Below are 12215 nucleotides of genomic sequence, written 5' to 3' on the forward strand. Positions count from 1 at the left end.
CGACACAAGCGTGTAGATAGCCTCCCTATAATCACCACATTTCGTAATTCTCTAGGAGAAAAGGAATGAGTAGTAAACACGAACGCTTTGCTTTTCGCTTAAGTCAAATTCTCGCTAAACTTAATGCGGGTGTACGTTTAGATGTACATCAATTAGCCGAAGAATTTCAAGTTGATAAACGCACAATCCAGCGAGACCTCAACGAGCGTTTAGAGTTTCTAACTTGGAAAGAATGTGGTCCCCGCTTTTATAGTATTGACAAAATACATCTTGGGCACCTTACTAAAGAGGATATTGAGCGCTTTGCTCGTTTCTGTAGTATCCAAGACTTATTACCTGAGATTGATCAACGCTTTTACCAAAAACACCTCACGCAAAGCGTACAAATTAAAGGGGTGCAATACGAAAACATCTCTCATTTACAAGCAGAATTTAAAACCTTAGAAGCTGCTATCGAACAACATCACTATATTGAGTTCTACTACGTCAAATCAGGTCAGAAAAAAGGGGACTATTACCGTGTTGAACCCTATGCCTTAATTAACAAGATTGGGGTCTGGTATCTCATCGGTGTACATAATGGTAAACAAAAGACCTTCTGTTTTACTCAGATGAGCGCTATCCGTCAAATGAAAGAACACTTTGAATTTAGCCCATCACTCAAGGACATCATCCTCGGTGGCGATAGTATCTACTCAGGCAATCAGATTAGTGAAGTGGTAATTCAAGTTAGCCCTTATGCTGCCCCTTATTTCACCCGACGAGACTTATTACCCAATCAAAGCCTAATTAAAGAATTAGAAGACGGTGGACTCCTCCTCTCTAGCCGTAATGTCAATGAAATGGAAATCCTCCCCATCGTGCAATATTGGATTCCTCATCTGACGATTATTAATCCGGGGGAGTTGCAGGAGAAGTTGGTGATGAAGATAAGGGAATACTTTACCTCTAACACGACCATTCAGCACGCCTACCCTTACAAATAATAGATTGTTTTTACATTAAATAGATTGTTTTTACATTAACAGTTTTTCAATAAGGAATAGTTACTATGTCAATTCGCCAACAATACCTAAACTACACTAATCATGTAATCGCTACTCTAGACTCACTAGAGATGAAGAACGAAACCCTTGAAAAGTTGAAAACAGATCTACAACAAGTAGAATTGCTTATTCCCGTCATTGGTGCATTTAGTGCAGGAAAATCCACATTAATTAACTCTTTCTTAGGTAATAACCTATTACCTACCGCCATCACACCAGAAACAGCTTTAGCTACTGAATTACGTTATAGTTCAGAAGACTATATTGAAGCCATCTCTTTAAAAGATGAAGTTACTCGTTACGAACTAGCAGATTTAACAACACTTAAAGATAATGCTAAAAACTATAAGTACTTACGCATTTATCTCAACAACGACAATCTAAAAGCCATTCAACCTTTAGTATTAGTTGATATGCCTGGGTTTGATGCCCCTATTGAGGCACATAATCAAGCCATCTTAAACTATTTGGCTAAGGGTATTCATTTTGTTTTTCTTACTTCAGTAACTGATGGCAATATCACATCATCAATGAAACGAGAGCTTAATAACTTGCAGCTATTCAATAAAACCTTTAGCTTTGGCATTAGTAAAACAAACCTAAAACCAGCTGAAGACGTAGAGCAAGTTAAGCAAGTTATTACTGAACAATTGGCAGACTACCACTATGCCGAAGAGGTCATTCTATTTAATCAAAATGGTGGTGATAACCTCAAGGCTTTGCTCAAGAGCATTGACCCAGAGCAATTGCTAGAGTCTCTCTTTGCTGACTTACTCAAGCAAAACTATCTTGAAATTATTGAAAATATTAATCTCAATATTTCTACACTCAAGACAGACAAAGATGAGGCTCAAAAAGCCATTAAACTACTGAAAGATAGTATTCTCAAATTACAACAAGAGAAAAATAATGCTATTGAAGAATTAGGATTTACTTACTCACAAAATCGTATTCCTCGCATTGCTAAAGAAGTATCAAATGAGCTTTTCCTCAGAAAAGATTCGTTAATTAATTTAGCAATACATAACCCTGAAGGACTATCACACGAAATTAATAGTTTAACTAAAGACAAATTATTAAGTGAGGTACAAAGACACTTTAAAGAAATGAATGCAGATATCGTAGTAAATATCAGTAACAAAATTAAAACTGAATTTGCAAAAGAAGATACATCTACGTCTTTATTAAAAAATATTGATTTACAACGCTTGCAAGAAAACACTAGCCTTCTACTCACTAAAGCACAAACAGGCTTACAAAACTTAAACAATAACCTTCAGTCCCAGAAAACTCAAAAAAATGCAACCAATGCAATAAGAGCCATAGCAACTATAGCTGCGGTAACAACAAGCATTGTTAATCCTGCTCTTGAGCTTGTCATTATCTTTTTACCGGAAATTATTAACTTTTTTACTCAACAACAACGAGAGGAAAAAGCTCGCCAAAATGCAGAACAACATATTATCTATAAAGTGATTCCAGATATTGAACGCAAACTTAAAGAAGGTTTACCCGAAGCCTTTAATGATCAACTTCAATTAATGGTTAACCAAATTAATGAACATATTGAAGCACAACTACAACAAAAGCAGGAAGAAATTGAACAAGCAGAAAAAGCTCGTTCGGAACAAGGTGCTGACTTAGATATGCGCATTCAAACGTTAGAAAACGGCAAAAAGTCAATTACTCAAACAGCAACAGAATACTTGTTTAACGCCTAAATCTAACACTTCATAACATCCATTAGACACATCAGCAATAGGTTCTTTTCAGCTCCTATTGCTTTAAGAGGAAAACCATGAATATCATACAATTTGACGAAGAACTTAAAGCAATTATTAAAAGAGCAGATTATAAAGATGATGACTACTTGTATCGCAAAGAATTAGGTTTAACAAATAGCGATGAATGGCCGAGAGAATTTCAAAAATTTGAAGATGAGAATCGCTTACTTTGTATTGGTATCATTGGTAAAGTCAAAGCAGGAAAGAGTTCACTGCTCAATGCCATTTTCTTTGAAGGTGAAGATATTCTACCTAAAGCTGCAACACCAATGACAGCAGCACTAACTATTCTTCGATATAGCGAGACAATCAAAGCTGAAGTAGAATTCTTCTCTCAAGAAGATATTAATACACTTAAAGAACAACATGCAGTATTTGTTGCTTTACGAGAAAAACTGTTAAAAGAAAAAATCGCTGAACTCACTAAAAAAGAAGAAACTTATCAGCATCAGAGCAAATTACCTCTATCACAAAAAGAAATACAGCTGAGAGCAGAGTCCTCTGTTAATCGTGATATGAGTAATCACGTTAATGCTCCGAGTTACGAGCAATATGAACAAATTAAAAAAATCAGAGATGATTTCATCAAAAACCTCCCTTCTCATCAAACACTCACAGCCTCTAGTTATGAAGACTTAACAACTCAACTTAGCGATTATGTAGGATCTTCAGGGAAATTTATGCCCGTTACAAAATCAGTAACCTTATATTTGCCCGAAGAAAATCTCAAAGGTTTACAAATTGTTGATACCCCTGGACTCAATGACCCAGTGCAATCTCGCAGCGAGCGTACTGAGCAATTTATGCAACAATGTGATGTCGTCTTTATTATTTCTCCTTCTGGACAATTTCTATCTGCAGAAGATACGGAGCTCATCCATCGCATCCAAGATAAAGAAGGTGTTCAAGAAATTCACCTTATTGCAACTCAAGCAGACACTCAAATCTTTGGTAGCGAATATGATGAACCTTATCCAAGTATGATTTATGAACAGATTTCAGCTAGTCTCACAAAACATGCTAAAGATGTCTTTATAAAAAAAGCACAAACGGAATCCTTTTTTCACAAAATTTCCGAAAAAATTGAACACAACGATATTATCTGTACATCTAGCGTATTCTTTACTTTACACAAAAATTTTGACCGTTTAGACGAAATTATCGATAATAATACACGCCATATCTATCAAAAGGTTCAAGAACGATTTCCTGATATGTTCAGAGACAATAGCCTGGCTCAAGGTGAGTTTTTTGCACTAGCAAACATAGACCGCATTCATCAGGTCATTGCAGATGTTAGAGCTCAAAAATCTGAAATCATTCAAAGACGTCGTTATGATTTTGAGAAAAGCAAAACAAAAGCCCTTCAAAATTACTTACGTGCTTTCGAAAAACATATCGAGAGGGATCTAGAAAACCTAGAATCTCAAGACATCACTCAACTTAAAGAACAACAGAATAAACTCAAAAAAACCAATCACGCCCTATCAGATGATTTAAATGACGTCTATGAGGAAGAGTGTCAAAACTTTAGTGTATCCATGTACCAAAGTCTATCAAAAGAAATCAATAAGATTTCTGATGATGCTGATGATACTATCAACCTTGCCCAAGGAACAAAAGTGGATAGCTATTACAGAGTAGAAAAAAAATGGTTGGGACTCAAAACTGAACGCCATAAAGAATTCGAGGAGGTTACTTCTGTAGATACTCATAAAATACACTCTTATCTTAAAACAAAGATATATGACTGTATTGCACAAGACTTAACAATCTTAGCAAGAAAAGAAGTGAGTGCCTTTAAAAAACGTCTTACCAGAGAAATCACAGGGAAAGTAGAGGATATTCTTGACGAAGAACAGATTGATAATCATTTGTTAAAACAAACAATCAAAAAAACTATCGCTCAAATACCTGACTTTGACTTTAAGTTAAGTAATCCTTATCCTGCAGAGGTATTAGCAAAAACCAAGACTCTTACTGGTAATGATGCAGAGAAATATCTCGAAGAGGCTCGCCTATATAAGACTAATCTCATTAGCAACACAAGAACTCTCTTAACAAATTTCAATAATCAGTTAGAGAATGATTTATTGAACATTGATATTTCCTCCGTCTTTACTGAAAAAATTAATCAAGAAATTGATAAGCTGATTGATAATCTTGAAAACAAAGAAGAAAGTTATTTAAGACTCACTAGTCTCTTAGAGAAGCTAAAGGCTGTTGGAGAAAAATATGAAAACCAATAATAAACAAGTGCTCGAATATACAGAAAAAATTCAACATTTACTTCAACCCACTCTTCCATTCAAACTTCTTTTTTCCAAGAAGAAAACAGTATTGGCATGGCTGAATACTATCCATGAAACGGTAGAACAGAGTACAACTCTTGAAGATATTATCGAGCAAAAAGAGCATGAGCTCCAACAAAAAAACAATGAGATTAAACGTATTAAAAAAAGTCGCGATAGAGTAGAAGAAGACTTAGAGGAGCTAAAAGAAACTTTTGAAAATAAAGAGGAAGAATTAGAAAACCTTCAAGACGAACTCACATTGCAATTAAAAAATATCAAAACGCTTCAACGTATAAATGATGGTCTTCGTAATCAGATAGAGGAAAAAGATGTTCGTATTACCCAAGCTGATTTACGTCATAATCTCATTAAAAGTCTTCTTGAAACAGAGAACGATAATGTAGGTGTTCAACAATACTTTAAGCTACTATATGACGATTTTTTCCAATTTTCCGCACAAGAAAATGCACTTAAAGATGAAAGTGCCGCTCTATTAGAGTTACAAGAAATAGGTAGCGATCTAAAACTTATCAGCGGTTATTCTGCTTTTTTCCAAAAACGTAGCATTGCTATTGCGGGAGGATTTAGTGCAGGAAAATCACGCTTTATTACGAGTTTTTTTACAGACGATCAATTAACGCTACCTATTGGAATTAAACCAACAACAGCCATTCCAACATATGTATTAAATAGTAGTGATAAAACTTCACGAATTACGGCTTGTAATAATAAAGGAGCTATTATTGATCTTTCCCAACTGTGGAAATCCTATGATGTTCATCAAATACTGACTCATGAATTTATTCAATCATTTGGCTTCAATCTAAAGAAAGTTATGCCCTATATTTTCTTAAGTACGCCTTTTAGATATGAACATTTATGTTTTGTGGATACTCCTGGATATAACCCTTCCGACTCAGGTACTCAATCAGACGACGCAAAAGCAGCAAAAGAATTTGTTGATAATACTGATGCTCTTATTTGGGTTGTCAGTGTCGAGGCGGGAACACTACCAAGGGAAGATATTAAATTTTTACATTCTACTATTTCTGACAATAATAAACCCCTATTTATTGTTATAAATAAAGCTGATCTCAAACCTATTGAGGATGTGAAGGCTATCTACGAAAATATTATTAGAGTCTTAGATGAAGAAAATATTACAGTTCAAGGAATAGTCGCCTATAGTTCAAACCAAAAAGAAGAAATTTCACTTGGGAAAACTAACCGTCACAATAAATCCTTAACGCAGTTTCTTAATAATCTCAATACCCCTTCATCGAAACAAGATGTACTTTTAGCTCGCTTACAAGATGTACACAACAAATATTATGATGCCTTACAAGAACAAGAGCAAAATGTGAAGAAGCAATTGCTTGCAATCAAACATCTAGAAAGGGGACTTTTCATGTCTAATTTTCTGGATAAAGAAGAAGATGAGGAGGATTTATATGAATATGATGATGAGGAGGATTTATATGAATATGATGATGAGGAGGATTTATATGAATATGATGATGAGGAGAATATCAGTAACCTCTCTTCTGTTGACATCATCGAGGAGCGCTTGAGAAATTTAGAGAAAAGCATTCAACAACATGACACAGCAGACCTTATCAAGCAATTAGATATTGTTATGCAAAAAATGAGAAATGCCATTCAGCTAGTTTTTAGAGATACTACAATTTCGAATCATAAAAACTAGTCTTAACTAAAGAAGTTCAGATACAATCTAACAAGTCTACTTATCCAAAGTAAAACTGTAAGATGAAATCTGAACTCTTACAGTTCTATCACTCTTAATCTTTACAAACTAGCCCTCTTAAAATAGCCACTTGAATAACTACAGGCACAGTTACTCTAAATGCTGGTCCAGTCAAGAGAACTCCCGACAAAGAACCACCTAAAATGCTCTGTTGAAAAAAGTTCTTCCTTGATACCTTTGATGCTAACTTTTGTGACTTATCTTTTACTCGAGGAAAATAATCTTCTTTCTTTTCTCCATCCTTTCGAACAAGATTCAATGAGCTTAATAGACTATGCTCAATTTCAGAAACTGTAACACTTTGACTATATTTCACACCTAACTGATTGCACACATCACAGAGAATCTCTCTATAAGTTACCCCTGTCCCACGAACAGCATTCACAATTGAATTTCCACCAAACTTTTGAATCTCAGCTGCAATGTTCTCCCAATATCTACAATGATCTGGTACATAATGCTGATATTCAAACGAATCAGATAATTCTTCATTACTAGAGTGAAGTATGCAATCCACCAAATCATTTAATTCTTCACTAGAACACTTAGACAAAAACTCTAAATCATTATCTTCACGATAGGACATCGCTTCCCCCTAAAAAACTTATAGACATTCAACCAATTATAAATAATTATTTTAATCCTATAAAAGTATTAAATTCTTAGTATTTTCAAAAAAACAACGCGACACAACCTGTCCCCTACTCTCTTTAAGATATCACTGCTCAAGAGCCAAGTCTCGAAGAGCAACTCGCACTGTTAAAAGCCGAAAAAGCGGAACTAGAGGAACTCTATACCTCAGCGTTGGTAGTGTATTAGGCACATTGATTGGTGCAATCGTCAGTATGAAAGAGGAATAATCTACTATGCCCGTACCTCCTAAAACATCTCATCGTTTACACTGTCCAAAATGCGGTTGGCGTGAGCCCCCCTCCTACTCGGACCAGAAAATATCGCCGGGGAAACCCATTTCCCAAGGTGATAGTTTTATCATAGGGTTTGCTTGTCCTAAATGTGATACGCCCCTAAAACCGAAAGAAGACAGTCTGTTGGATAAGATTAAATCGCTCTTTTAAGCGAGCATAAGAAGGGGCGATGAGTGTCAACAAGCATTCATCGCCTTAATGTATCCATGTTGTCGAAAAATACTCCACTACTTTTATACTGGCGTTAAATGCTTTTCTAAGAATATAATACTCATAAGCATTTACTCATAAGCATTTTATAGATTCATCAGGAGACTTCACTATGACAGCCTTGCTCGCGCCATCGCTACAAAAATTTTTGGACTTAGACACGTCTTATCGTGAGCAACGCACAAACTTCTCCGATGATTTCCGTTTGCGCATTCACCGAGCATTGAGCTGGGCTAAAAAAGCAAATTCCTCGATAAGTGAGGACGGTGCTGATTTGGATATGGTATTTATGAGTCTATGGATTAGCTTTAATGCCGCTTATGCCAAGGATATTAATACCAACTCTCCTGCAGATCGAAATAATTTTCGGGAGTTTTTACAGCTTATTTGTTCTTTAGATAATGAACAAAAAATGTACAAACTGGTGTGGACAACTTTTCCAAAGAGTATTCGCCTACTCCTCGACAATCCATTTGTATTCCAACCATTTTGGGATTTTCATAATGGCAAAATCACCGAAACAGAATGGCAGTCTTTATTTAGCGAGGCTAAACAACAAGCGAACCAAGCCCTCGCCTCTCAAGAAACAGGACATTTGTTATTTATTATTTTTGACCGTCTCTATACCCTACGTAATCAGATCGTCCATGGTGGCTCTACCTATGGCAGTAAAGCAAACCGCACACAATTAGAAGATGCTTGTCAATTCCTCAGTCACTGTCTTGCTACCATTCTTGAAGTCATGATGCAAAACCCTCGTGATAAATTATGGGGCAAGCCTTTTTATCCTTATATTGGGGAGTAAGGTGATTTCAAATATCTGCTCAAATTAACATACTTATAAAATAGCACCCATCCCTATTTAATAGAAGATGGGTGGCAACTTTACATATCGCTTACTTACGCATTAATTCAGGATATTTTGCTAAGGTTGATTTTCTCAAATACTGCTTACCGTCCTTGGCGAAATCCCAAATGTTGGAAATTTGTTTTAAAGAAATAGGTGGCTCTTTATCCTTTCGGATAGCCACTCGTGATTCACGTCTGAACTTACGATTTGCGATACGTTTGTCTTGCTTTTCACTCTCTGCGCAAGTATATCCACAGATAGGTGTTTTACGATAACTACGACTCATGTCGTTCTCCTTACTAAGTTTTAAATACCTAGTACTCTTTGAGAACAACTCCATATTTGACTTTCATTTCTTGCTCCTAATAGCAATACGCTAACGTTACCACTATAACATTTCAATATGAATTTTCTTACCTAGCTTACTATACGCACGTTCGATAAAATCAAGTTTAGTAGAGTGTCGTAAGTTCAGCAGTCTATCGACCTGTGGCAGAAAAACCTCCAACCGACGAGCGAGTTCTGCCTTACGAATATTTTGCTGTAGCATTTCATTCATCAGCAAAACCTTTGCGGTCACTAAAGCCGATAATTCTACGGCTGATTGATGATGAGTGACTGATGATGGCATAGGAATCGGTCTCTTCTGGTCAAAATAAATTTCCATTGCCGCTTCTAAAGCCTCAACAGCATTGAGTAACGCTTCTTGTTCATTATCACCAACTGCCGTTAACTCCGGAATATCCTGACTAGTGACAAGATAGGTTCCATTATCATCAAGCATTAAATTTACAGGATAGCTAAGCATTTTGAATGTCCTCACAAGATTATTTTAAACCTAAATCTTTTTTATTTTATTGATTAATCCCGTACCTATTTCCTTTGAGCCATGAAAAGGAAAAATCGTCATCTTATTATTGAGCGTCACTCGAAAATGGCTAGAACCTGATTTATGGGGGCGAAATACAGCACCCTGTTTTTCCAACCACTTCCGAAACTCACTATATTTCATATAGCCTCCATCATAACACAACAAATTTGTTATAACCATTTTGTTGTTTTAAAATAATGATTTTTTAGAAAGCTATAAATTAACGATAAAAAACAAAACGAACAATTAGACAATCTCTTGTTTATCCATCCGTATTTCTACGTAAAATTCTTGAAAAAATAACGAAGACAGAAGAACAAATCTTTAACCCTCCACGAGCGATAAAGACTATCACTAGACAGGTCTACTCTCACGACCAATGTGTATAAGCATAGTAAGCAAATCCTAAAGCTAAGGTCAACAATATGGCTCCTAGAGGATGCTCGGAAAAAGCTCTCGCAAATATCTTATAAACTCCAGCCAACACACATAAAATAAAAATAAACGCAATAAACTGTCCCATACATTTCCTTTATCTCATCATACGCCCTGAAAAATGCTTTTTCATGCAGTGATGGACACAGTTTACTTGTTCATGATGTCAGGATGTGTCGTGCGCTACACCAGCTTATCCAAAATTCCTTTGGATAACTATGTGCCTATGTCTAGAAAAAGAAAGTACAACTTATAGAATCTTTTATTTTTCAATACCTTATAATACATAAAAATAAAGAATTTACCTTCTGCTCATTTTATGAACAGCTGTAGTTTAGACATTTTTTGTAGACTTATCCAAAAAATTTGTGGATAAGTTTGTGGGTTTTTTACTTAAAGAAATGCATAAGATTAAAAGTCCTTTGTATTTCAATAAATTACTCATAGCAAAAATCCTCCGCTTTTCCTCTGCCTATTTTTTAAGCAAGGCATGCAAAATGATTATCTTCAACTTGTTTATAATGAGGCATAATAGCGTATAAGCTTCATCCACCATTTGCTTTTATTTCCTTATCCATGCAATTTGATCACTTTATCCAAGCCTCTTTAGATAAATGGCCCAATGTACCCACACTTTATGGATGGCTCTCACTCACCCGTGATGGGCAATGGCGCTTACACCCTAAAACTCCCGTTCTTAATACAACTACGCATGCACATGAGCCTGGTGAAAGTATTTCTAGTCCAGGACTGATTCGTTTTTTAAATAGCTATTATTTTGAAGATGAAAACGGTGCGTGGTTTTTTCAAAATGGTCCTCAACGCGTCTATGTTGCTCTGAGTGCAGCACCTTGGATTTTGCATCTTGATACAAGCAATACCTCTGGCCTCATCACACATACAGGAAAAACCATAGAAAAAATCCATGCTTGGTATCTTGATGAGGAAGGTCTATTCTATGCGCAAACGGATAAAGGTTTTGCCTTAGTCATCGGACGTGATGTGGCAGCATTAATCACATATTTACAAATAACTGAGCAAATACTTGAAGACGTATTATCCTCTTTTATTACCTCTACGCAAGAAATCTCTTCCCTTCATACTTCACCTACAGATATAAAAAAAGTGCATCATCCAATTTATGGTGATGCACCCCTCCTCCCTCTATTATCGAAAGACCGCGAGATAACGGGAAAGTTTATCGCTTATCCAACCTCATCCAATGAATCTGAATAAAGCGCGACCTACTCAATTTAACCAAATCGACCTGTGATATAGTCCTGAGTTTCTTTACGAGCCGGCTTAATAAACATTTGTTTTGTTTCGCCAAACTCGATTAACTCACCCAAATACATATAAGCGGTGTAATCAGAACAACGAGCGGCTTGTTGCATATTATGCGTAACGATAGCAACCGTATAATCATTTTTCAGCTCAGTAATGAGTTCTTCGATTTTAACGGTTGAAATCGGGTCTAGCGCAGAACAAGGTTCGTCTAATAATAAAACCTCTGGTTTGACGGCAATACCGCGTGCGATACATAGGCGCTGTTGCTGACCACCTGATAAACCATTACCATTTTGTGATAATTTATCTTTTACCTCGGTCCATAAGGCTGCTTTACGTAAAGCCCATTCAACACGCTCATCCATTTCTGCTTTATTTAATTTTTCAAATAAGCGTACACCAAAAGCAATATTATCGTAAATGCTCATCGGAAAGGGTGTTGGCTTTTGGAAAACCATACCTACCTTGGCACGCAATAAGGATACGTCCATTTTAGTGGTGAGTAGATTTTCACCATCCATCATAATCTCACCCTCAGCGCGTTGCCCCGGATATAACTCATACATACGATTAAAGGTACGCAATAAAGTCGATTTACCACACCCTGAAGGACCGATGAAAGCCGTGACTTTATTACGAGGGATTCGCATATTCACGCCTTTAATTGCATGAAAACCACCATAATAAAAGTTCAGGTCATTCACTTGAATTTTTGTATCTTCTACTGAAATCATTTCTGTCATTTAA

At 36.1% G+C, this 12215-nt stretch carries 11 protein-coding genes; 6 read left to right on the forward strand and 5 right to left on the reverse strand.

What is annotated here, in order from left to right:
- Nucleotides 1-65 precede the first annotated feature (65 nt).
- From HKX39_RS06500 to HKX39_RS06515, 4 genes are all read left to right on the forward strand, one after another.
- Complete coding sequence (locus HKX39_RS06500; RefSeq protein ID WP_171680516.1) at nucleotides 66-986, forward strand: helix-turn-helix transcriptional regulator; 921 nt, start codon at nucleotides 66-68, stop codon at nucleotides 984-986.
- Nucleotides 987-1051: 65 nt separating this feature from the next.
- Nucleotides 1052-2767 (forward strand): dynamin family protein, encoded by a 1716-nt coding sequence (locus tag HKX39_RS06505; protein WP_171680517.1) that lies wholly within the window; start codon nucleotides 1052-1054, stop codon nucleotides 2765-2767.
- A 77-nt stretch (nucleotides 2768-2844) separates the two neighbouring features.
- The gene (locus HKX39_RS06510; RefSeq protein WP_171680518.1) at nucleotides 2845-5079 is read left to right on the forward strand and encodes a dynamin family protein; all 2235 of its coding nucleotides are present in this window, start codon (nucleotides 2845-2847) and stop codon (nucleotides 5077-5079) included.
- Nucleotides 5066-6829 (forward strand): dynamin family protein, encoded by a 1764-nt coding sequence (locus HKX39_RS06515; RefSeq protein WP_171680519.1) that lies wholly within the window; start codon nucleotides 5066-5068, stop codon nucleotides 6827-6829. Before HKX39_RS06510 ends, HKX39_RS06515 begins: the two co-directional genes overlap by 14 nt.
- 94 nt (nucleotides 6830-6923) lie before the next feature.
- Here the strand turns inward: HKX39_RS06515 and HKX39_RS06520 are convergent, their stop codons facing one another.
- Nucleotides 6924-7475: a DUF3944 domain-containing protein gene (locus HKX39_RS06520; protein WP_171680520.1), complete on the reverse strand. Its 552-nt coding sequence runs from the start codon at nucleotides 7473-7475 to the stop codon at nucleotides 6924-6926.
- 662 nt (nucleotides 7476-8137) lie between these two features.
- Here HKX39_RS06520 and HKX39_RS06525 point away from each other — a divergent pair.
- Nucleotides 8138-8830: a HEPN domain-containing protein gene (locus HKX39_RS06525; RefSeq protein ID WP_171680521.1), complete on the forward strand. Its 693-nt coding sequence runs from the start codon at nucleotides 8138-8140 to the stop codon at nucleotides 8828-8830.
- Between the two features lie 91 nt (nucleotides 8831-8921).
- Here HKX39_RS06525 and HKX39_RS06530 read toward each other — a convergent pair whose 3' ends face one another.
- The 3 genes from HKX39_RS06530 to HKX39_RS06540 form a co-directional block, all read right to left on the reverse strand.
- Entirely contained in the window at nucleotides 8922-9161 is a 240-nt protein-coding gene (locus tag HKX39_RS06530) for a hypothetical protein (protein WP_171680522.1), read from the reverse strand.
- A gap of 102 nt (nucleotides 9162-9263) precedes the next feature.
- Nucleotides 9264-9683: a type II toxin-antitoxin system HicB family antitoxin gene (locus HKX39_RS06535; RefSeq protein ID WP_171680523.1), complete on the reverse strand. Its 420-nt coding sequence runs from the start codon at nucleotides 9681-9683 to the stop codon at nucleotides 9264-9266.
- Nucleotides 9684-9713: 30 nt separating this feature from the next.
- Nucleotides 9714-9887 carry a type II toxin-antitoxin system HicA family toxin gene (locus HKX39_RS06540; protein WP_171680524.1) on the reverse strand — a complete coding sequence of 58 codons (174 nt, stop codon included), beginning with the start codon at nucleotides 9885-9887 and terminating at the stop codon, nucleotides 9714-9716.
- Between the two features lie 870 nt (nucleotides 9888-10757).
- Between HKX39_RS06540 and HKX39_RS06545 the strand changes: the two genes are divergently transcribed.
- Nucleotides 10758-11417 (forward strand): DUF2946 family protein, encoded by a 660-nt coding sequence (locus tag HKX39_RS06545; protein WP_171680525.1) that lies wholly within the window; start codon nucleotides 10758-10760, stop codon nucleotides 11415-11417.
- 17 nt (nucleotides 11418-11434) lie between these two features.
- Here the strand turns inward: HKX39_RS06545 and pstB are convergent, their stop codons facing one another.
- Nucleotides 11435-12211 carry a phosphate ABC transporter ATP-binding protein PstB gene (pstB, locus tag HKX39_RS06550; RefSeq protein WP_171680526.1) on the reverse strand — a complete coding sequence of 259 codons (777 nt, stop codon included), beginning with the start codon at nucleotides 12209-12211 and terminating at the stop codon, nucleotides 11435-11437.
- Nucleotides 12212-12215: the final 4 nt, after the last annotated feature.

The organism is Pelistega suis (assembly GCF_013133795.1).
Lineage (GTDB): Bacteria > Pseudomonadota > Gammaproteobacteria > Burkholderiales > Burkholderiaceae_B > Taylorella > Taylorella suis.

Bases quoted from the DNA above. Each gene is read 5' to 3' on its own strand.
- HKX39_RS06535 (WP_171680523.1), bottom strand. From the start codon at position 9,683: ATGCTTAGCTATCCTGTAAATTTAATGCTTGATGATAATGGAACCTAT.
- HKX39_RS06520 (WP_171680520.1), bottom strand. From the start codon at position 7,475: ATGTCCTATCGTGAAGATAATGATTTAGAGTTTTTGTCTAAGTGTTCT.
- HKX39_RS06500 (WP_171680516.1), top strand. From the start codon at position 66: ATGAGTAGTAAACACGAACGCTTTGCTTTTCGCTTAAGTCAAATTCTC.
- HKX39_RS06525 (WP_171680521.1), top strand. From the start codon at position 8,138: ATGACAGCCTTGCTCGCGCCATCGCTACAAAAATTTTTGGACTTAGAC.
- HKX39_RS06530 (WP_171680522.1), bottom strand. From the start codon at position 9,161: ATGAGTCGTAGTTATCGTAAAACACCTATCTGTGGATATACTTGCGCA.
- pstB (WP_171680526.1), bottom strand. From the start codon at position 12,211: ATGACAGAAATGATTTCAGTAGAAGATACAAAAATTCAAGTGAATGAC.
- HKX39_RS06540 (WP_171680524.1), bottom strand. From the start codon at position 9,887: ATGAAATATAGTGAGTTTCGGAAGTGGTTGGAAAAACAGGGTGCTGTA.
- HKX39_RS06505 (WP_171680517.1), top strand. From the start codon at position 1,052: ATGTCAATTCGCCAACAATACCTAAACTACACTAATCATGTAATCGCT.
- HKX39_RS06515 (WP_171680519.1), top strand. From the start codon at position 5,066: ATGAAAACCAATAATAAACAAGTGCTCGAATATACAGAAAAAATTCAA.
- HKX39_RS06545 (WP_171680525.1), top strand. From the start codon at position 10,758: ATGCAATTTGATCACTTTATCCAAGCCTCTTTAGATAAATGGCCCAAT.
- HKX39_RS06510 (WP_171680518.1), top strand. From the start codon at position 2,845: ATGAATATCATACAATTTGACGAAGAACTTAAAGCAATTATTAAAAGA.